The 16988-nt window shown below is 37.8% G+C and carries 18 protein-coding genes and 1 pseudogene; 15 read left to right on the top strand and 4 right to left on the bottom strand.

From position 1 onward, the window contains the following. The first annotated feature begins 6 nt into the window (after window positions 1-6). The 10 genes from BLR65_RS06025 to BLR65_RS06065 all read left to right on the top strand — a co-directional run bounded on the left by BLR65_RS06025 (window position 7) and on the right by BLR65_RS06065 (window position 5663). Window positions 7-552, top strand: coding sequence for a hypothetical protein (locus tag BLR65_RS06025; RefSeq protein WP_093793292.1), 546 nt, complete (start codon window positions 7-9; stop codon window positions 550-552). Continuing rightward, complete coding sequence (locus BLR65_RS31335) at window positions 542-670, top strand: hypothetical protein (protein WP_281241493.1); 129 nt, start codon at window positions 542-544, stop codon at window positions 668-670. The genes BLR65_RS06025 and BLR65_RS31335 overlap by 11 nt, the downstream gene beginning before the upstream one ends. A gap of 212 nt (window positions 671-882) precedes the next feature. After that, complete coding sequence (locus tag BLR65_RS06030; RefSeq protein WP_169716989.1) at window positions 883-1539, top strand: CatB-related O-acetyltransferase; 657 nt, start codon at window positions 883-885, stop codon at window positions 1537-1539. A 101-nt stretch (window positions 1540-1640) separates the two neighbouring features. Continuing rightward, window positions 1641-1805 carry a hypothetical protein gene (locus tag BLR65_RS06035; protein ID WP_093793293.1) on the top strand — a complete coding sequence of 55 codons (165 nt, stop codon included), beginning with the start codon at window positions 1641-1643 and terminating at the stop codon, window positions 1803-1805. 10 nt (window positions 1806-1815) lie between these two features. Further along, complete coding sequence (locus BLR65_RS06040) at window positions 1816-2400, top strand: N-acetylmuramoyl-L-alanine amidase family protein (RefSeq protein ID WP_093793294.1); 585 nt, start codon at window positions 1816-1818, stop codon at window positions 2398-2400. Window position 2401: 1 nt separating this feature from the next. Continuing rightward, the gene (locus tag BLR65_RS06045; RefSeq protein ID WP_093793295.1) at window positions 2402-2881 is read left to right on the top strand and encodes a hypothetical protein; all 480 of its coding nucleotides are present in this window, start codon (window positions 2402-2404) and stop codon (window positions 2879-2881) included. Then, complete coding sequence (locus BLR65_RS06050) at window positions 2872-3627, top strand: SpaA isopeptide-forming pilin-related protein (RefSeq protein WP_093793296.1); 756 nt, start codon at window positions 2872-2874, stop codon at window positions 3625-3627. The genes BLR65_RS06045 and BLR65_RS06050 overlap by 10 nt, the downstream gene beginning before the upstream one ends. A 116-nt stretch (window positions 3628-3743) precedes the next feature. Then, complete coding sequence (locus BLR65_RS29535; protein WP_169716988.1) at window positions 3744-3887, top strand: hypothetical protein; 144 nt, start codon at window positions 3744-3746, stop codon at window positions 3885-3887. A gap of 184 nt (window positions 3888-4071) precedes the next feature. Further along, a complete protein-coding gene (locus BLR65_RS06055; RefSeq protein ID WP_093793297.1) occupies window positions 4072-5016 on the top strand; it encodes a restriction endonuclease in 945 nt (314 codons plus the stop codon). 404 nt (window positions 5017-5420) lie between these two features. After that, complete coding sequence (locus tag BLR65_RS06065) at window positions 5421-5663, top strand: hypothetical protein (protein ID WP_093793299.1); 243 nt, start codon at window positions 5421-5423, stop codon at window positions 5661-5663. Window positions 5664-5773: 110 nt separating this feature from the next. Here the strand turns inward: BLR65_RS06065 and BLR65_RS06070 are convergent, their stop codons facing one another. Then, window positions 5774-6439: a DUF4352 domain-containing protein gene (locus tag BLR65_RS06070; RefSeq protein ID WP_176772696.1), complete on the bottom strand. Its 666-nt coding sequence runs from the start codon at window positions 6437-6439 to the stop codon at window positions 5774-5776. Window positions 6440-6442: 3 nt separating this feature from the next. Beyond that, a pseudogene (locus tag BLR65_RS31710) lies at window positions 6443-6511 on the bottom strand (zinc-ribbon domain-containing protein); the annotation flags it as partial. Between the two features lie 573 nt (window positions 6512-7084). Between BLR65_RS31710 and BLR65_RS31715 the strand changes: the two are divergent. Then, window positions 7085-7357, top strand: a complete 273-nt coding sequence (locus BLR65_RS31715) for a DNA methyltransferase (RefSeq protein WP_373657535.1) — start codon at window positions 7085-7087, stop codon at window positions 7355-7357. A gap of 111 nt (window positions 7358-7468) precedes the next feature. Here BLR65_RS31715 and BLR65_RS06080 read toward each other — a convergent pair whose 3' ends face one another. Continuing rightward, window positions 7469-8008: a hypothetical protein gene (locus BLR65_RS06080; protein ID WP_245692496.1), complete on the bottom strand. Its 540-nt coding sequence runs from the start codon at window positions 8006-8008 to the stop codon at window positions 7469-7471. A 247-nt stretch (window positions 8009-8255) separates the two neighbouring features. Between BLR65_RS06080 and BLR65_RS29545 the strand changes: the two genes are divergently transcribed. Next, window positions 8256-8516 (top strand): hypothetical protein, encoded by a 261-nt coding sequence (locus BLR65_RS29545; protein WP_176772700.1) that lies wholly within the window; start codon window positions 8256-8258, stop codon window positions 8514-8516. On the opposite strand, the gene BLR65_RS06085 is transcribed toward BLR65_RS29545, so the two are convergent. Beyond that, entirely contained in the window at window positions 8513-9850 is a 1338-nt protein-coding gene (locus BLR65_RS06085) for a Na+/H+ antiporter NhaC family protein (RefSeq protein WP_093793302.1), read from the bottom strand. The two genes, BLR65_RS29545 and BLR65_RS06085, sit on opposite strands and share 4 nt — an antisense overlap. A 611-nt stretch (window positions 9851-10461) precedes the next feature. On the opposite strand from BLR65_RS06085, the gene BLR65_RS06090 reads away from it, so the two are divergent. The 3 genes from BLR65_RS06090 (at window position 10462) to nifJ (ending at window position 16967) form a co-directional block, all read left to right on the top strand. Continuing rightward, window positions 10462-12033: a sigma 54-interacting transcriptional regulator gene (locus BLR65_RS06090; RefSeq protein ID WP_093793328.1), complete on the top strand. Its 1572-nt coding sequence runs from the start codon at window positions 10462-10464 to the stop codon at window positions 12031-12033. Window positions 12034-12229: 196 nt separating this feature from the next. Beyond that, window positions 12230-13429 (top strand): methionine gamma-lyase, encoded by a 1200-nt coding sequence (gene megL / locus BLR65_RS06095; RefSeq protein WP_093793303.1) that lies wholly within the window; start codon window positions 12230-12232, stop codon window positions 13427-13429. Between the two features lie 34 nt (window positions 13430-13463). Then, entirely contained in the window at window positions 13464-16967 is a 3504-nt protein-coding gene (gene nifJ / locus BLR65_RS06100; protein WP_093793304.1) for a pyruvate:ferredoxin (flavodoxin) oxidoreductase, read from the top strand. Window positions 16968-16988 lie beyond the last annotated feature (21 nt).

Consider the following 16988-nt stretch of genomic DNA (forward strand, 5'->3'; position numbering starts at 1 on the left):
GATCACATGAAGTATTTTTTGCATCACGACGAATCTGGAATAATCATTGGCGCACCATACTGCGATGCTGTACACGGAAAAACAGTGCCAGTCTACAACACCGAGCCGATTACTATGCAGGTACCAAAAGTAGACGATAAAGGCAACGCAGTTTTAGACGAAGAAGGCAAGCCAATCATGGATACTGTGATTAAGGCTGTAGGAACAGTCCAGACGGGAACAACCCTAGACCTATCGGCCATTCCTACGCCATATGCCGAAATCACCACAGAAGAGCATGACGACTGGATGCAGCACCAAGGCACTCGGAAAGTAGATGTAGCCACAGGAAAACTCGTAGAGTATACGCCTGATCCGGTTGTTCCGACTACAGAGGAAAAGATTGCTGCCCTTGATGCAGAATATCAGACACAATTTACTACATTGGCCCAGGCGCTAGGACTCGCCACGCTGGACGGGAATCAAACCAATATTGATAGTATTAAGGCGGATTATGCGGCACTTAAAGCCGAGTATCAAGCTAAACGGGAGGTGATATCCAATGGCAAGTAAACGCTGCTTTATATGCGGTGCCAAAGAAGATTTAAAGGGCAACTGCAGCAATAGTAAATGTCCCAGGTATGGTGGTGGTACCACCGAAAACGCAAATAACGGTACAAGTGGCGCATAGGCGCTATTTTTTATGCAATCCTTGGGAGTGAGGAATTTGGCGCAAGTTGAAGGGGTTCTTTGAAACAAAATGTTTAGCATAGGAGTTTAACTAGATATTACATTTCAGTACTACTAATTAGTAACACCATCCTCCACTTCCAGAGATTTGAACTTAATAACAATAAAGTATATAATAATAAAATCTAGATAGCGCTGATAGGATGTGATATTTTGTTAAGCATTATAAAGAATCGTATAAAATCATATTTATACATTAAAAATGACCCTAAAAACAAGAATATGGGTTTAAATGTAATGTATGATAAGTATGATTTTTCTGTTGGTAAATATACCTATGGGTATCAACAATTTTTTTATAATGAGGTATTATTAGACCGGATAGGCTCCTTTTGTTCAATAGCTCCAAAAGTAACTATTGCAGATATGAATCACCCCACAAACTATATTACTACTAGCCCAATTCTCTATTATAAATCAAGGGGGTTTATAATAGAGAATAATTTAGATTTAATTGATCATTCAAGAAATATGAAAGTGGTTATTGGTAATGATGTATGGATAGGAACTAATGTTACAATACTTCCATCTGTCAAAATCGGAAACGGTGCTATTATTGGGGCGGGCGCGGTCGTAGTAAAAGATGTGCCTGATTATGCAATAGTTGTAGGAACGCCAGCAAAGGTTATAAAATATAGGTTTGAAGAAGAAAAAATAAAAATATTGAATCAATCAAAGTGGTGGGAATGGCCGGATGATGAAATAAAAAACAATTTAGGTAAATTTATAAACAACGATGATTTTTTTGATCTAGCAAAAGAAAAATCGCAACTAGTATTGAATCAAGAAAATCAATACTTACGGTATTAAAAGACGTGCAATACGTCTTTTTTTATTGAGGTGATATTATGCCACGTGAACCATGCCGCTGATAGCGGTATTTTTTATGCTTATTTTTAGGGGGGTGCAACATGCAAAATGAAGTTCTTGATATGGCCAAGCAATCGACTCCGCCTGTCGCGGTTACGACATTGAGCCTAATGGGGATACAGTTATCCGATTGGGTGTATATATTTACACTCATTTATTTATTTTTGCAAATTATCCATTTAGGAAGAAAACTATTTCGTAAATAGGAGGAAAACCATGTATAAAGTATGTATTGACCCCGGCCATGCCGGTGGTAACACTGATCCGGGGGCGTGTAACCCGGTGACAGGATTGCAGGAAGCTGACGTAGCTCTTGCGGTTAGTAAGTTGGTGGCGCATTACCTTGATGCTGCTGGATGCGAAGTTAGATTAACGCGAACCGAACAGGAGCAGCCGGAAACGGACGATTTAAGCTATCGCACCGGCATTGCAAACGACTGGCAGGCAGATTTGTTTATTAGCGTCCATTGCAATTCAGTGAATTACGAATATGCGCAAGGTACAGAAACTTGGTACTGTGACGGTTCGGTAAATGGTAAAAAATTAGCCGCTTATATTCAAAATCAAATCATTAAATCAATTAAATATCCTGATGGTAGAAATATAGCTAACCGGGGAGTTAGAGACGCTGTTCCCGGTGTGAATGGATTATATGTACTTAGCCATACTGACTGCCCTGCTGTATTGGTGGAAATGGCTTTTATTAGCAATACGGAAGATGAAAAACTTTTGGCTGACAGACAGGACGATTTCGCTAGGGCTATTGCCCGTGGTGTTACTGACTATCTGCAGGGGGTGTAATATGAGAACAGCAAAAATAATGTTTCTTTGGCCGACATCGGAGAATGATCTTGTTGGGAAAATCATTCAAAGTGTCGAGGGGCCGGATCAGCCTACCCACGTTGCTGTTGTACTTGAAGATAGCTTACTGGAAGCAACATCAATAGGCGTAAGGCAAACAGACCGAAATAGACATATCAACAGAAGGCGTGAAATCATCGAAATTAAAGTCCCACACCCAGAATGCGCTAATGTAGCTACGGCAATGTTATTAGGCCGTGGCTACAGTTATTTTAGCTGCCTTATGGGCTATTTCCGCAAGAAAGGTATTAAGTTTCCATTCAATTCTCCGTATGATGATTGTTCTGAGGTAGGAACGTTATTCTTGCGGAGTCAGGGCCTAAATGTATTCGGCTGGGACAATCCGGCAGGGATTAGGCCGGACGAATTACGGCAGGAGCTATTACGGCTTGGCGGCAAGGTGATTGAACAATGGCCTTGAATATTTCTGAAATCGAGAAACAAATACTTCCATACCTAATAAAATTAGCAAAATCGCCGCCAGTGCAGGCCGAGATTGAAGCTGCCAAGGTGGCGATTATTACTATCCTCAGAAATAAATTGGATAAAGCTATTCCATATGGACTAAGGACTATCTCCCGCATATTGCGGTGGATATATAAAAAATTTAAGGGAGAGTGTGTAAAAATGGCAACAACTACAATTACAGTGCAGAATACCGAAGGGACTACGTTATCAGGAGTAACTATTAGCTATGCGGTTAACGGGATAACAGTAGAAGGTACAACCGATACTAATGGCAAGTTAGTTATTGAAAGTTTACCTGCAGGTACCTACACCTTTGCCACTGCTTTAAACGGCTATACTAGTGCAAGTAAGGATATGACAATTACCGATATCGATGCTGCCGCAATTATCACATTGACGGCAGAGACTACTGTAACAAAAACCTCTATCGCTGATGTCGTAAAAGACGCTGCAGAAAATGCGGCAAAAGAATCCTTGTCTGAATCGCTTACTTCAGAGAGTAGCAATCTAATTACCTATTTAACTAACCTTGCTGACGAAAGGATTGCGATGTGGGAAGCTGACTCTAAACGGACATCTGATAATTTTGTTAAATTCAGAAATGCTCTGTGGATCGCAGACCTGAAAGCTGCAAAGGCATTGGTTAAAACTGCTGGTACCGTTGGTATTGCTTTGTTAGTTCAAAAACTGAGTAAGTAATTTTATAGCCGCCTGCCGGGTTCGCCTGGTGGGCGGCTTTTTTTGTTCTAATGAAATTCTATATATTGAAGTTTATTATTGGAGCATCAGGATCACATTATAGGGAGGTTATTGAAATGTACGGTCATATTCCTTATGGGATAATTGCCTTTCAAATATTTCATGTGGCGGTAGTCGGTGGTGGGTTATACTTGCTATACAGTATTTCAAAATCTTTGAAACGAATTGCCGACAATTTAGATAAAGTGGATCAGGAATAGAACTTAAAGTCCATCTTTCAGCTACTGGCTGGGGGATGGGCTTTTTTATTTATATACTTTTGTTTTTGTAGATTATTGGAAATGTTAACATTATTTGCAGGAAATATTAAAAATAGTACGAATATAATATGGTACATTTTGTAATTTTAGTTGTATTAATGTAAGTTTAAGAAGGGAGTTACTTATGAATACCATTAATAATACTGAAAGAACAAATTATTGGATGATTCGTACTGATGGCGGAAGATATTTTTCTGAGTTCTATAATAATGGATATATTGGGATAGCATGGAATGATTTTATTGACATTGAGGATATAAAAAAGATTTCTTTAAAAGAATTGCGCCAAAAAGTCAAAGAACATTACGGCGAAACTGAAAAAAAGCCGGGTGGTGCCGCAACACAGATACAAACCTTTGTATCTATAATGAAAGAAGGAGATGTTGTTCTTATTCCTGGTTATTCATCTCGAACTATTGGATTTGGTAGAATCGTTAGTGAACCGTATGTTGTACCTAAGCAACCTAAAGAAAAATGTGTTTTTCGTAAAAGAAGAGATATTGTATGGTTTGGGCATTATTCTAAGAATAAACTAGACCCTAATTTATTTGCACTATTAAATTCGCATCGTGCCATTACAAATGCAAATCCTTATGCAGCATTCATTAATAGAATGCTATTTCCATTTTATGTTGCTGGAGAGACAGCACATTTAACATTAGAAGTTATTACCGAAGAACCTATCCTATTAAAACAAATTTTGACTATTATGAATGGGCTTACAGAGCTTGCGTGCAACTATGAGGCTTGTACGGGTGAAAAAATTGATTTAGATGTTATCCAGATTAGAGCAAGCTTTAATTCACCAGGGCCTTTAGAATTAATAGGACCTAAAAAGCCTTTAATTTGGATACTTATTGCATTACATTTTATATGTGGTGGTAATTTAGAGGTGCTTGGCATTAAGATAAATACCCCTGGCATTATCACCCAAGCCAAAGAATATTTTACCGAGCAAAAGAGATTGGAATTACAAGAACTTGAAATTAAGATGAAGTATGCTACGGAAAAGAAAATAAAAATACCATCTCCGGAGATAGTTAATTTAAATACAAAAGACAGCCTGTAATGGCTGTCAAATTATTTATATGGCGACCCTATATTTACAAACAACAGAAGAAATAGTAAACTGCCTAATCCTGCAATAATATCTATCTTCATGTTTTGGGTTCGTCGCAAAAATATAAAAAAGATTAGTTTTATAATCCATACTCCAAATATCCATACTAAAGCAGATGTTACAGTAATTGATAGCAAATGTAGAATGTTAATAATTAATATATTATCCAACATTGCATTTGCGCTTCCCTTCAATAAAAATATAGTATAATTAGTGTAATACATTATCTGTAAGTAGTCAATTGTTTATATCCTAATTTTTACAATAAAATTTTTCCATTTATCCCCTCTTTACATCACCAAACATTTGTTCTGCAATAAAATCAAACAAACGTTCTGTAAGGAGGGTTCTCCATGTCAGAAAACAAATATAAGCTATTCGTCAAAATAACTACTGAACACGACACCGACGGACGAATAAAACCAATCTTGCTGCATTGGGAAGATGGCAGGAAATTCGAAATTGACAAAGTCCTGGACGTTCGCCAAGCAGCATCACTCAAAGCTGGCGGCCAGGGTATGCGCTACACATGCCGGATTGCTGGGAAGGAAGTTTACTTGTTCCATGATGAGGGTAGATGGTTTATTGAGAGGTAACATATTTGCAAACGCCCATCTCGCAGCCAGTGGCCGGGGATGGGCGTTTTTTTTATTTTGTGCAGAAAAATACCGGCAGGTTATTCTGCCGGTTCTATTATCATTAATATCTATTCTGCTGGCATAATCTTAAATGGTAATTCGCCTTTTTTACCAGACATGCCACCTCTAAATTGCATCTTTACGATGTTGGCATCTTTAGGAACATCAAAGGCAATATGCCCTCCAGCTGTATTCCCTGGATTAATTTGCTCAAGGAAAAAGGTTTCTCTACCCTTCATTTGGAGTGCGGTATCACCATGAGTAGAATGAGAGTATTCACGGCCCTTATCATCTATTAACTTCATAGAAGCAGAGTCCATAGTTACGGCATCCTTTTGGTGATTACTTGCTACTACATATAAAATTTTAAAAACGCCCTGGGCTTTAGTTGATGTAAATTGGCTATCGATTGAATCTGCAGACTTAATCTCAGCAATAGCTACTCCAACATCGGATACAATAGCGCCTTTTACTTTTCCGATTCCCTGAACGTCGCAAGTATACTTATACTCCGGTTCTTTGGGCTGTTCTTGTTTTTGGGACGAAGTAGAAGGAGCTGCGGTATTGGTAGATTTATTACCATTAGAGCCCAAAAAAGAACCAACAACTATAAGAATAATAATAATTCCTAAGCAACCAAAACATCCTTGTTTTTTGCTTACCTTTTTCTCTGGAGAATTTACCTGTGGGACTGTAGGAATGTTGGTTTGATTAGATTGGGCCTGGTCTTCCATCTTTTTCCCGCACCCTGGACAAAATTTTGCATCATCTTGAATTTCTTTCCCGCAATTGGGGCAAAACGCCATTAGTGACCACTCCTTGTAAAATATGTATTATATCCCTATAGCTACCACAATATAACAACAAATTCCTGCTTTTGACAAATAAAATATTAATAAATTTTAAAACCTACAATTGTTGTTTTTTTTGTTCATATTGCGTATAATGCGCAATATGAACAAGTTTAATTGTGATCAGTTGCAAATAAGGTACAGAAAGATGTCCCTTATTTTGTCCCTTACGGAGTAATTTAAGGGACAAAAACCTGCTTGAAACTGCTAAGGTTGATATACTTCTAAAATTACAATAGCCTAGTAATCCAGTATTAACTGGTACTATAGGCTATAGGAAACACGTAATTAAATGTTAACTAGACGATATTATCAGATTCACATTCAAGAGGTCACTGGTTCGAAACCAGTATGCCCCACCAGTAAATACGGGCCTTCGCCGGATGTACGAAGGCTTTTAATTTTGCCATTGAGCCTTGAAATGGGCCTAGGTACTCCCAAATAGGTGCAAAAAAGAGCAAAAATCATTCCTTATTTTGGGAATTATTATCTTGTTTCTTAGTAGACTTTTTTAAATTGTTAAGTAAGGTGGTTAGACATGATAAGTTTAACAAGGGGCGCTGCTTACGTTTACAACGGGAATTCAGGCGGTCACAGTTCGGGTACCATCATTTGAATTGCTACAGTCAGATAGATAGCTTATCGACTGTTTGGCGTTTTGAAAAGCCACTCCGGAATGGTGAACACCCAACAAGGAAGCCTATTGGTCTATGTGCCAGGACTATACAGAATTCAAGTCGGCCAGATGAGATTGTGGCCGACTTTTTTTGGTGGTTCTGGCAGCACGCTGATGGCTGCTGAGCAGACAGAACGAGTTTGCTACACTATGGAGTTGGATCGGTGTATTGTGATGTTATCATTCGGCGCTGGGAAGAGTTTTCAAATCAAAAGAGTACGAAGTGAAAGGTGAGGTTATTCATCCGGATTATCATCTGGAACTGGTTTTGCTGCTGCAGGTTGCAGCCCTGCAGGAGAACTGTTTCGTTTAGGTAGAACTAATCCTTCATCTTGCCACATTTGGTAAAGATAAACTAATAAAAGATGCACAAGAGTTGTTGAAAATGCTCCTATGCCTGCTAAGGCATTATTTTGGTCAACGTATACGAATATCCCTCTTACATGTAACCAAGGTTGAACTATAAAGACAAGAATTGCACTACCAACTAATTGGACAGCCGCATATAACCAAAACCGACCATATGTATATTTAAGAATCCACATTGCTCCAATAGGTAATGCACCATAAGTAAAACTAATCATATGACCAAGAGGATAAGCATTTTCATGTGTTTCCCAGATCCCCCAAGTGATACCTACTTCGTGAATTATCGTAGTTGTTACCATTACGAACAAAGCTGCAGGCATCCATTTTTTAATTTCTTGTCGTTTCATAAAGAAAAGTGTTAGCCATGGCGGAATTAACATAGACCATACAATAACTTGATTACTCATATAATCGCTCCTTGTATTTTATACCATATTATCTGCATTTTACATATAGTTAATGCCTAAATAATAGTATTTCATAATAAATGATAAAGGACGGGTGCGCAAACATCCGTCCTACTTCGGGCACTCCCGGCAGGAGATAGTAGGAGACGCCGTGGACACGGTTGCTTTAAGCTACTATCATACAATCATTTTACAAGATGGTTGAGGGTGCCGACAATAAACAAAACAAACAAATGTTCGATAAAAAGTGATTGGTAACTTTACCAATCAAAAAGGCAGTTTGAACGGTAATGTTACCAAAAAAAGAGGTGCTCCACAAGGTAACATAAATGCAAAAGGCCGCGGCTCTCCCAAGGGTAATAAAAACACTGTCGGGAATCGTGGTGTACCAGGTACGCCTGGTACCTTCTTCCAGGAACCAAAAAAATATAAAGGAATTTGTCTCTTTTTGCTGAATAATGTTTATAAATTATCTTTGATGAACGATAAAAGGTTATGTACTTTTTAAGCATTAGTATAACTTCTATCATCTTCCAGTTTTAATGCACCTTTAGCTGGAGTTTTAAACGTTGGTATGCTAAATATTATAGCTATTACTGATGCCGCACCTAAAAGATATGGATAGCAAAGGTATTTCATTATTAAAAATGGTGAAATTGCTGCAAGACTAGAAGCAACTAAAAGCTGGGCACCATAAGGTATACATCCTTGTATAAAGCAAGCAAAGGTATCTAAAAGGCTGGCAGTTTTTCTTCTATCTACACCATAGTTTTCAGATAAATCTTTAGCTAGTGAACCAACTATAATTATAGAAACTGTGTTATTAGCAGTACATAAATCTACTAAGCTAACTAATATACCAATACCAAATTCAGCACCTTTCTTGGAACGGATCCTTTTTTGTATTGCATTCAATAAAAAATCTATACCGCCATTGAATTTTATTAATTCACCAATACCACCAATTAGTATGGATATGATAGATATGTCCTCCATACCTGCAATACCCTTTAAACAAAGTTGAAATACCGTAAATATATCAAAGGAACCATAAATAATACCTATTATAGCTGCTAACACAATACCGCCAACTAATACTAAGACTACGTTCAGGCCTGTTAAAGCTACTGCAAGTACAGCTATGTAAGGTAATATTTTGATAAATTGATAGTCATAAGCTCCTGTGGAATTGATTTCCATGCCTAAAGTTAAAATGGCATATATAAGTAATGTTATAATAGCTGCAGGAGATACTATCTTTAAATTAGCTTTAAATTTATCAACCATTTCGCAATCTTGAGTTTTAGTAGCAGCTACAGTGGAATTTGAGATCATAGAGAGACCATCACCAAACATAGCCCCACTAACTACAGCAGCAATTAAAAATTCTACAGGCAAACCTGTTTTTTCTGCTATGCCAACTGCAATAGGTGCTAGCGTTACTATTGTTCCAACAGAAGTTCCAAGTGACATGGATAGAAAAGAACCAATTACAAATATACCAGCTACTATAAAGCTATGTGGAAAAATAGCTAGTCCTAAATTTACAGTAGAATCTACCGCTCCCATAGCTTTGCTGACTTCAGCAAAAGCGCCTGCTAAAATAAAAATTAAACACATCAGTATGATACTAGAATCGCCAGCACCTTTACAAAATCGTTCAACTTTTAAATCTATAGGGATTTTTTTGTTTTGAAGTATAGCTATGGTGGATGCAATTATTAAAGCTACAACTACGGGCATTTTATAAAAATCTTTCATTACAATTGAAACACCAAGAAATAGCACCATAAATACAACTAACGGTAGTAAGGCTGTCACATTGCCTTTTTTTTCATTCATTAATCTGAAGACCTCCTCCAATGATTTTATATAAATTTCAAAATATTTAAATATGCATTTATTATGCCAAAATATTTAAAAGTTGCAATAACTTGAATTTTACTAAAATAATCTAAAAATGTAAACTTTTTAAACCATTTTGTCAATTTAAGCGTAAAAAAACATTTACAATTGTAAATGTTTTTTTACAAAAACTCAAATGAAGATAGTTATCTGTAAGATTTGGGCGTTGTCGAAGAAATTGAAAAAAGACAAAGCCAGTTGGACAAAGTTCTTTAAAATGGCTTAAAAGTCGGGTTTTAGATGGAGTAAAACTGGTTGCAAGAGCTGAATGGCGTCTGTTGGCGGCTGTAGGCGAAGTGGTTCCTAAAGCCAAATAGCAAAAAAATTTTTATTTGAAACGATTACTTTAAATGCTATTATAAAAATGAAGTCTCAAAAGACAAATTCGCTAGTAAATTGCCAGCACTATGATATCCTGGAATTGTCCCACGAGGATAAATTGTGCATGAAAAGCGTTCATTTTTTTAGCGATACTGGCTGGATTTTTTTATGAGCGAGTGATTTAGACTTTTACTAGTGTATTAAAAAGGAAAGTGATATTGATATTTATGAAAACTTACTTACGACTTGAAATAATCTCATGTGATCGCATGGGAATGGTTTTAGATATTTTGAAAAAAGTTTATGTAAACAACATAAGTATTCATTCTCTTGAAGTCTTTCCCAACAAAGTATATGTAAAGGTAGAAACTTTAGAAGAAGAAGGAAAAAAATTACATATTATAAAAAATCTACTTAGTATAAATGGTGTTTTAAAAGTTCAGGAAATTGAATTACTTTCTTATGAAAAAAATGAAAGGAGACTTCGTGCTATTATAGATGCTGTACAAGATGGGATATTGGCTATAAATCATAATGGCGAAGTCGAACTTTTTAATAATTATTGCGAAAAAATATTCCATATAAAAAAAGAAAATATCGTGGGGAAAAATATAAAAGAACTTTTAGGCTTCGGTGGTCCTATTATTAACCTCCTGAAAACTGGTGAAAACTATGACAATATTGAAGTCTTTACCAAAAACGCTAAGAATAGTTTTCACTATATTACTTCAGGACGTTCTGTAAAAGATGATAAAGGAAAAACAATAGCAGCTGTTGCTTCACTTAAAGACATTGATGAAGCCATAGAAATGTCAAATGCCATTACTTCAAAAGAAGAATTTGTATTCAAGAATATTATAGGCAATAGTTCTTCTATTACAAAGACTAAAGAAATATGTATAGCTGTGGCAAAAAGCAATTCCACTATACTTCTTCGCGGTGAAAGCGGCACAGGCAAGGAACTATTTGCAAGCGCTATTCATAAATTAAGCGCAAGAGCCGATAAAAATTTTATAGCTATAAATTGTGCTGCTCTTCCAGATAATCTTATAGAAAGTGAACTTTTTGGATATGTGAAAGGAAGTTTTACTGGTGCAACAAAAAACGGTAAAACCGGTTTATTTAAAGCGGCAGATAACGGCACTTTATTTTTAGATGAAATAGGAGAACTGTCTCTTCCTCTACAGGCAAAGCTTTTAAGGGTTTTACAGGAAGGAACTATAAGAAAGATAGGGAGTAGTGTAGAAGAAAAAGTAGATGTAAGGATCATTGCCGCAACTAACAGAAATTTAGAAGATATGATTAAAAACAATACTTTTAGAGAGGATTTATATTATAGACTAAATGTAATACCTATATATATTCCCAGTCTTAGAGATAGAATTGAAGATATATCTATGTTAGTTAACTATTTTATAAAAATACTGAATAAACAAATGGGCAGAAATATCAAAGGTGCTGAAATGGAGTTTATCGAAGAACTTGTAAAATTTAATTGGCCTGGCAACATCCGTGAATTAAAAAATGTTGTAGAAAGAGCTATGAATTTGTGTCATGGATCTTTTCTTAAAAGAGAAAATTTGATCATGGATTTTCAAAAAACTACAAACTATGAAATAGATTCAAAAAATCATGAATTTAATTTTAAACTAAAAGATGTAGTAGAAGCTGCTGAAAAAAAAGCTCTCATTTCTGCTATACAAAATTGTAAAAGCTGTAGAAATGCTGCAAAAGCTCTTGGGGTATCTCATACTACTATAATAAATAAATTGAACAAGTATGGAATAAACTTTCACTAATTTATGGACAAGTTCATATGCAAGTTTTTAAAAAAAATGTAAAATTTTATTTACGCGTGTAAATAAAATTTTACATTTTTTTTTGAAAAACGGTTGAAAACATTTACACCCCATTGCAAATACTAGGCTGTAGCAATTGGCATAAAATTTGCACTATACTTCTGCTGTAAATAAAAAATTTAGGAGGCTTACCTTTATGAAAAGTAAGGAAATCGGCTTTAGCACATTAGCAATACATGGAGGTCATGTTGGTGATAAACAATTTGGTTCTTTAGCAACGCCAATATATCAAACAGCAACTTTCATATTTGACTCAGCAGAACAAGGTGGAAAAAGATTTGCTGGTGAAGAAAGTGGCTATATATATTCTAGACTGGGAAATCCAACTTGTTCAGAAGCTGAAGATAAAATAGCGTTACTTGAGGGAGGCGAAGCTGCTGTAGCTACTGCATCTGGTATAGGCGCAATTTCTGCCGCCCTTTGGTCTGCACTTAAAGCCGGTGATCATGTAGTTGCATCAGATACTTTATATGGATGCACTTTCGCGCTGTTAAATCATGGTCTTACCAGATTCGGTATTGATGTAACATTTGTTGATGCAACAAACATTGAAGATATAAAAAAAGCTTTAAAACCAAACACAAAGGTTGTTTATCTTGAGACTCCGGCAAACCCAACATTAAAAGTTAATGATATTAAAAAAATATCTACGGTAGCTCATGAAAACGGCAAGGACTGCCTTGTATTTGTAGACAATACGTTCTGCACTTCTTATATCCAAAAGCCTCTAGAATTAGGTGCTGATGTAGTTGTTTATTCAGCAACTAAATACTTAAATGGACACGGAGATGTGATCGCCGGATTTGTAGTTGGTAAAAAAGAATTTATAGATCAAGTTAAATTTTTTGGAGTGAAAGATATGACGGGTGCAGTACTTAGTCCTTTTAATGCATACCTCATTATAAGGGGAATGAAAACTTTACCGCTAAGAATGGCAAAACATTGTGAAAATGCTATGAAAGTTGCTGAATTTTTAGAATCCCATCCTGCTGTTTCCAAAGTATACTATCCTGGTCTTGAAAGTTCCGAATATCATGAACTTGCTAAATCGCAAATGAAATTTCCAGGTGCTATGATTTCCTTTGAATTAAAAGGTGGTGTAGCAGAAGGTGCATTAGTTATGAACAGTTTAAAGTTAGCTACACTGGCAGTAAGTTTAGGCGATGCTGAAACGCTTATCGAGCATCCTGCTTCTATGACGCATTCACCCTATTCACCAGAAGAAAGACATGCTGCTGGAATCAGTGATGGTCTTGTAAGATTATCTGTTGGTCTAGAGAATGTAGAAGATATAATAGCTGATTTAAAACAGGCTCTTGATTTAATAGTAAAATAAAATTTAATTTTAATGGGGGAAGAAGGAAATTTATATGGCAAGAAATAGGAAGACAATGGACGGCAATACGGCAGCGGCATATGTTTCTTACGCCTTTACCGATGTGGCGGCTATTTATCCGATTACGCCATCGTCAACAATGGCGGAACATGTTGATGAATGGACGACGCAGGGAAGAAAGAATATTTTTGGACAAACCGTACGCATTATGGAGATGCAATCAGAAGGCGGTGCTGCCGGCGCAGTACACGGTTCGCTGCAAGCGGGTGCGTTAACAACTACGTATACGGCTTCACAGGGATTGCTATTAATGATTCCTAATATGTATAAGATTGCCGGTGAGCTCTTGCCCGGTGTATTTCATGTAAGTTCCCGGGCACTAGGGGCTAATACGTTATGCATTTTCGGCGACCATCAGGATGTTATGGCCACCAGGCAGACCGGATTCGCGTTATTGGCAGAAAGCAGTGTGCAGCAAGTTATGGATTTGGCGGCAGTGGCGCACTTATCAGCGATTAAAGGCCGGGTTCCATTTCTTAATTTCTTTGATGGATTTAGAACTTCTCATGAAGTGCAAAAAATTGAAGTATACGAATATGATGAACTGGCGAAATTGGTTGACTGGAAGTCGGTGGACGCATTTAGAAGAAGCGGCTTAAATCCTGATCATCCTGCTATAAAAGGTACGCTGGAGAACTCTGATGTCTATTTTCAGCAACGGGAAGTTTCCAACCGTTTTTATCAGAATTTACCGGCAATAGTGGAAGAGTATATGGCGAAAGTGACCGAGTTAACCGGCAGGGAATATCATTTATTTAATTACTACGGAGCACCGGATGCCGACAGAATGATTATTGCCATGGGATCGGTATGCGAGACAATTGAAGAAACAGTCGATTATTTGAATCATCAGGGTGAAAAAGTCGGGTTACTAACAGTGCATTTATATCGGCCTTTTTCCCTGGAGCATTTCTTTCAATATATTCCGCAGACAGTAAAAAAAATTGCGGTATTGGACAGAACAAAAGAGTTGGGTGCCATGGCGGAGCCGTTGTATCTTGATGTGAAGGCTGCTTTTAACGGTAGAACATTTCAACCGCTTATCGTGGGCGGACGCTGTGGGGTTGGCGGTAAAGATGTTATTCCCGGACACATTCAAACGGTGTATGATAATCTGAAACAAGAACAGCCGCAAGATAATTTTACGATTGGCATTATCGACGATGTAACGAACACATCACTGCCACTAGGTGAAGATATTAATACGACTCCGGCAGGAACTGTAGCTTGTAAGTTTTGGGGACTGGGTGCCGATGGGACGGTCGGTGCTAACAAGAGTGCCATAAAAATTATTGGTGATCATACCGACATGTATGCGCAAGCCTATTTTTCCTATGATTCTAAAAAATCAGGCGGGGTTACCATTTCTCATCTACGGTTTGGCAAACAGCCAATTAAATCTCCTTATCTCATCAATAAGGCGGATTTTATCGCTTGTCATAATCAGTCTTATGTAGATAAATATAATCTGTTGGTAGGTTTGAAGCCAGGCGGCAGCTTTCTGTTAAATTGTATTTGGCATGCAGAAGACTTAGAAAAATATCTGCCGGCAGCGATGAAATGCTATATTTTTGCTAATCACATTAATTTCTATACAATAGACGCGGTAGGCATTGCACAAGAAATCGGCCTTGGTGGCAGGATTAATATGATTATGCAATCTGCTTTCTTTAAGATTGCCAATATTATTCCGCTCGAGGAAGCCGTGCGGTATTTGAAAGAGGCAGTTGTGACATCCTATGGGCGTAAAGGCGAAAAAATTGTTAATATGAATAACGCTGCCATTGATAAAGGTGTGGAAGCCTTAGTTACAATCAATATACCTCCGTCTTGGCAGCATGCTGAGGACAAGCCGGCTGCACCTCAGGCAGTACCGGATTTTATTAAAAATATCCTAATTCCTATAAATCGTCAAGAGGGAGACAGTTTGCCGGTCAGTGCCTTTTTGGGACGAGAAGAAGGTGCTTTCCCGTTAGGAACTTCAGCTTATGAAAAACGGGGTATTGCGATACATGTTCCTTCTTGGAAAAGAGATACCTGTATTCAATGCAACCAATGCTCGTATGTTTGCCCACATGCTGCCATTCGGCCTGTATTGCTAGATGATAGTGAGATGCAAGCGGCACCGGCTGGATTTACAGCTAAACCCGCTGTCGGTGCCAAAGGGTTGAATTTTCGTATAGCGGTTAGCCCGCTTGATTGTACAGGCTGCGGAAATTGTGCACAAGTTTGTCCGGCTACAGAAAAGGCTTTGGAAATGAAGCCGCTGGCTGATGAATTACAGCAGGCTGCTTTGTGGGACTATGCAATGAAAGTATCACCAAAGACTAATCCGATGAGTAAGTTTACGGTAAAGGGAAGTCAATTTGAACAGCCTCTGTTGGAGTTTTCGGGTTCATGTGCAGGCTGTGGCGAAACGCCATATGCTAAACTTGTAACTCAGTTATTCGGTGACAGGATGATGGTTGCTAATGCTACCGGCTGTTCTTCAGTTTGGGCAGGCAGTGTTCCCTCAATGCCATATACGACAAATGAAAAAGGACATGGTCCGGCATGGGCTAACTCGCTGTTCGAAGATAATGCCGAATTTGGTTTAGGTATGCTGCTAGGTGTAGAACAAATTAGAGAAAAACTAGCAATGGATATTGCCGCTGCTGTTACATTGAATGTTAATGATAAGTTAAAGGCAGCGTTGGACGAATGGCTGAAAAATAAAGAGAGTAGTGAAGGCACTAGGGAAAGAGCAGATAAATTGATCGGTCTGCTAGCGCCGGAACAAGAGAAACAGCCGCTATTGAATGAGATTTACAAAAACCGTGACTTTTTGGTAAAAAGGTCACAGTGGATACTTGGCGGTGACGGCTGGGCCTATGATATCGGTTTCGGTGGCTTGGATCACGTCCTTGCTTCCGGAGAAAATGTTAATGTATTGGTATTTGACACCGAGGTGTACTCCAATACGGGCGGTCAGTCGTCGAAAGCAACACCGGCAGCCGCAGTGGCTAAATTCGCTGCCGGTGGAAAACAAATGAAGAAAAAAGATTTAGGTATGATCGCTATGAGTTATGGCTATGTGTATGTAGCGCAAATTGCTATGGGTGCCGATAAAAATCAGACAGTAAAAGCGCTTATGGAAGCAGAAGCATATCCTGGCCCGGCGCTAATTATTGCTTATGCACCCTGCATTAATCATGGCATTAAAGCTGGCATGGGAGCAAGCCAGGCGGAAACGAAGAAAGCAGTAGAAGCCGGTTACTGGGGATTGTATCGGTTTAATCCATCCCTGAAAGAACAGGGGAAAAATCCATTTATACTTGATTCTAAGGAACCGGCAGGTGACTTTAAAAAATTTTTGCTGGGTGAAGTGAGATACTCCTCCCTGAAAACACAATTCCCTGATACCGCAGAACAATTTTTTGATAAAACGGCTAAAGATGCTTTGGAGAAGCTAGAAGGCTATAAAAAATTGGCGCAATAAAATATTGAATGAATATAACCA

It is taken from the genome of Sporomusa acidovorans (assembly GCF_900101845.1).
In the GTDB taxonomy this organism is placed as follows: domain Bacteria; phylum Bacillota; class Negativicutes; order Sporomusales; family Sporomusaceae; genus Sporomusa; species Sporomusa acidovorans.

Excerpts from the sequence above, each read along its gene's own strand:
- BLR65_RS06085 (WP_093793302.1), bottom strand. The coding sequence starts at position 9,850 with ATGAATGAAAAAAAAGGCAATGTGACAGCCTTACTACCGTTAGTTGTA.
- BLR65_RS06090 (WP_093793328.1), top strand. The coding sequence starts at position 10,462 with ATGAAAACTTACTTACGACTTGAAATAATCTCATGTGATCGCATGGGA.
- BLR65_RS06065 (WP_093793299.1), top strand. The coding sequence starts at position 5,421 with ATGTCAGAAAACAAATATAAGCTATTCGTCAAAATAACTACTGAACAC.
- BLR65_RS06080 (WP_245692496.1), bottom strand. The coding sequence starts at position 8,008 with ATGAGTAATCAAGTTATTGTATGGTCTATGTTAATTCCGCCATGGCTA.
- BLR65_RS06070 (WP_176772696.1), bottom strand. The coding sequence starts at position 6,439 with ATGGAAGACCAGGCCCAATCTAATCAAACCAACATTCCTACAGTCCCA.
- BLR65_RS06040 (WP_093793294.1), top strand. The coding sequence starts at position 1,816 with ATGTATAAAGTATGTATTGACCCCGGCCATGCCGGTGGTAACACTGAT.
- nifJ (WP_093793304.1), top strand. The coding sequence starts at position 13,464 with ATGGCAAGAAATAGGAAGACAATGGACGGCAATACGGCAGCGGCATAT.
- BLR65_RS06035 (WP_093793293.1), top strand. The coding sequence starts at position 1,641 with ATGCAAAATGAAGTTCTTGATATGGCCAAGCAATCGACTCCGCCTGTC.
- BLR65_RS29535 (WP_169716988.1), top strand. The coding sequence starts at position 3,744 with ATGTACGGTCATATTCCTTATGGGATAATTGCCTTTCAAATATTTCAT.
- BLR65_RS31335 (WP_281241493.1), top strand. The coding sequence starts at position 542 with ATGGCAAGTAAACGCTGCTTTATATGCGGTGCCAAAGAAGATTTAAAG.
- BLR65_RS06055 (WP_093793297.1), top strand. The coding sequence starts at position 4,072 with ATGAATACCATTAATAATACTGAAAGAACAAATTATTGGATGATTCGT.
- BLR65_RS06045 (WP_093793295.1), top strand. The coding sequence starts at position 2,402 with ATGAGAACAGCAAAAATAATGTTTCTTTGGCCGACATCGGAGAATGAT.
- BLR65_RS06050 (WP_093793296.1), top strand. The coding sequence starts at position 2,872 with ATGGCCTTGAATATTTCTGAAATCGAGAAACAAATACTTCCATACCTA.
- megL (WP_093793303.1), top strand. The coding sequence starts at position 12,230 with ATGAAAAGTAAGGAAATCGGCTTTAGCACATTAGCAATACATGGAGGT.
- BLR65_RS06025 (WP_093793292.1), top strand. The coding sequence starts at position 7 with ATGAAGTATTTTTTGCATCACGACGAATCTGGAATAATCATTGGCGCA.